Origin of the sequence: Celeribacter litoreus, from assembly GCF_020165855.1 — a bacterium.
GTDB classification, from domain to species: domain Bacteria; phylum Pseudomonadota; class Alphaproteobacteria; order Rhodobacterales; family Rhodobacteraceae; genus Celeribacter; species Celeribacter litoreus.
On the sequence record NZ_JAIUFY010000010.1, the window covers coordinates 1 to 1507 of the forward strand.

Consider the following 1507-nt stretch of genomic DNA (forward strand, 5'->3'; position numbering starts at 1 on the left):
GCGCAGAAATCGGCGTTCCAAACTCGGCCCAATCGCCTTTCCTATCAGGCTTTTTGCGGCCGCTGCGGTGCAGGAAAGATCTTGGCCAGTTTGCGGAGGTTCTGGGCGGTTGCGGCGAGGAGGAATTCGTCGTTTGCGCCGCATGGTCCACGTAATCGGAGCCTGTTCAAACCGAGAATTCGTTTGAGATGGGCAAAGAGCATCTCGACCTTCTTTCGCAGCCTCATCGAGATCGCGTATTGTTGGGTTTTGGCGATATCACGGGCAAGCTGGCGGGCATCTTCATGTTCTTCACGCGTGATTTTACGGGTATCGGCATTAGGGCAGCATTGTGCTTTGGAGGGACAAGCCTGACAGGCCTCCTTCAAAGCCCGATAGCGAGCTGTGCCTTTTCCGGTCGGACCTCGGTTCGGATCGGAGTAGTTTCGCCGGAACTGCTTCAGTTCGTGACCTTCGGGGCAGATATACTGATCATTCTCTGCGTCCCATTCGAACTCGGCGCGTGACCAGGTGCCATCGTTGCGCCCCGCCTTGTCGATGACGGGAATATGCGGCGCTATCTCACGCTCGACCAGCCAGCCCAGCATTGGGCCTGATCCGTAAGCTGTGTCTGCGATCAAACGCTCGGGGTGCAGATGGAACCGGTCTTTGACACGGGTAAGCATGGTCTTCGTTGAGCCGACCTCGGCCTGCCGGATTGATCTGGTCGCTTCGACATCGAGGATGACGCTGTGATCGGTGTCGATCAGATAATTGTCGGAATAGCTGAAGAATGCAGGCCCTTTGCGCGCTGCAGTCCATTGGCTGGCGGGATCGGAATGGGACGTGAACTTAGGTTCTACCTCGCTCGCTGCGCCAAATGCAGCCTCATCAAGGGTGTCGAGATACTCGCGTACGGCACGAGGCGCATCAGCGGGCTCGATGGCTGAAGCATCCCAGTCTTCTTTTGACGTTGAGTTCTGTTTGTTCGCATCGGCCTCGATCAGGCTGGCATCCACCGCCATGCGCTGGCCGCTTGCCAGGCCTTCTTCGATGCAGCGCGCACCGTCGTTTCGAACAGGTGGCGCAGCAGCTCGCTCTCGCGGAAACGACCGTGCCGGTTCTTGGAAAACGTCGAATGATCTGGCACCCGGTCGTTCAGATCCAGGCGGCAGAACCAGCGATAGGCGAGGTTCAGATGCACCTCGTCGCAGAGCCGCCGCTCCGACCGGATCCCGAAGCAATAGCCGACCAGAAGCATCCGGATCAGCAGCTCGGGGTCAATGGAAGGTCGGCCCGTGTGGCTGTAGAACTCAGCAAGATGAGCCCGGATGTTCCCCAGATCGACGAACCGATCAATCGAGCGCAGCAGATGGTCTTGAGGGACGTGATCTTCCAGCGAAAACTCGTAAAACAGCGATGCTTGCGCTTCCTGCCTTGGACCCATCATCGGTCAATCCTCCCGTCCGTTGGAAGAATTGAATCAGCATCTCACACGCCAATCAAGCGCGCGTTTTTCAACGGAATA

1 pseudogene is annotated in these 1507 nt (G+C 57.5%); it reads right to left on the reverse strand.

Going from position 1 to position 1507, the window contains the following annotated elements:
* Positions 1 to 44: 44 nt before the first annotated feature.
* Positions 45 to 1429, reverse strand: a pseudogene (locus LA304_RS10470) (IS1182 family transposase).
* Between the last annotated feature and the right edge of the window lie 78 nt (positions 1430 to 1507).